The following is a 1413-nucleotide window of genomic DNA, read 5'->3' as shown; positions in this document are numbered from 1 at the left end:
GGATCAATCTCAAAAGTTGGGTCTAAATTGAAAATTAACTTTCTTTGTGCTTTAAATTATCTAGATGAATAAAGACACTGAGTTATCCTTATTAAGTTTACTGTTGCCAGCCGGAATATTAGATTATTTTGATGTTGTTGGATTCGATAAGAAAGCAATAAAACACGTTTTATACGAGAACCGTCTAACGATATATTTAGCGGAGAAAAAACAAATACCATCTAAATACAAGGATTGCAAATACAAAGCTAGTGGCTTTATGGAGCCTCGTATAATCGAGGATTATCCCGTTCGAGACAATCTACTTTCATTAAGTCTTAAACGAAGGCGTTGGGACGTTCTACAGGATGAAAAGTGGATTAAAGTAAGTCGTGAATGGGATGAATTTATAGCACAGGGAACTCGAGTATCAAAAGAGTTTGCTGCTTTTTTAAAAGAAATCCACTGATAATACTGCATTGAGTAGCCAACAGCTTGGACATCTGTATGGTATGTCTGGGAAAAGACTTCAAAGGCATTATAAAGATCACTTAAGTGACTTTAAACAATGGGAATGTAAGAGCCATGCTAAACAGTGGCTTATTTATCCTGAAAACATAGGTTCCTATTTATCCATTGATGAGACAGCGCTATCTAAGGGAGAACTCTACACCATCATTACCAATAAGCGGGCTAAAGGAAAGAAAGGTGCTTTAGTCGGGATATTCCACGGAACTAAAGTAGAGCCTATTATAGAACAGCTCCTGAAGATCCCTGCTAAGAAGCGATCTAAGGTCAAAGAGATCACCTTAGACATGGCAAACTCTATGAAAACGATCTCTAGTAAATGCTTCCCCCAAGCTATCCAAGTAACAGATCGGTTCCATGTACAGAAGCTGGCAATAGAGGCGCTACAAGATCTTCGTATCAAATACCGGTGGGAAGCTTTGGATCATGAAAATGAACAGATAAAGCTAGCTAGAGCAGCTGACAAAGAATTTAAACCTGTAACCTTTTCTAATGGTGATAGCTCAAAACAACTCCTGGCCAGGAGTAGATATCTACTGTATAAATCCCCAGATAAATGGACTTCTACTCAGAAAGAAAGAGGACAGATATTATTTAATGAATACCCAGATCTAAAGAAGGCTTATGGTCTTGTTCAAGGCCTGAGAACTATATTTAACCAAGCTATGGATATAAAAGTAGCTTATACCAAACTAGCTCACTGGTACAAAGATGTAGAGGAATCAGGATTTAAGAGCTTTCAAACAGTAGCCAATAGTATTACTTTAAATTACCGTTCTGTGCTCAATTATTTTTTAAACAGAAGCACAAATGCTTCAGCAGAATCCTTTAATGCCAAAATAAAGGCTTTTAGGTCACAATTTAGAGGTGTGAGGAATACGGAATACTTCTTATATAGGTTGATTA

Annotated in this window: 2 protein-coding genes; both read left to right on the top strand. The window is 37.0% G+C overall.

The features are described from left to right. Positions 1 to 64 precede the first annotated feature (64 nt). Complete coding sequence (locus I215_RS15555) at positions 65 to 448, top strand: ISAon1 family transposase N-terminal region protein (protein WP_008992947.1); 384 nt, start codon at positions 65 to 67, stop codon at positions 446 to 448. A 10-nt stretch (positions 449 to 458) separates the two neighbouring features. Then, on the top strand, positions 459 to 1413 hold a 955-nt coding region (locus I215_RS15550), incomplete at its 3' end, for an ISAon1 family transposase (RefSeq protein WP_449404097.1).

Origin of the sequence: Galbibacter marinus (assembly GCF_000300875.1) — a bacterium.
Lineage (GTDB): Bacteria > Bacteroidota > Bacteroidia > Flavobacteriales > Flavobacteriaceae > Galbibacter > Galbibacter marinus.
Note: the sequence above shows the minus strand (reverse complement) of the source record. Positions and strands in the feature narration are given on the sequence as shown.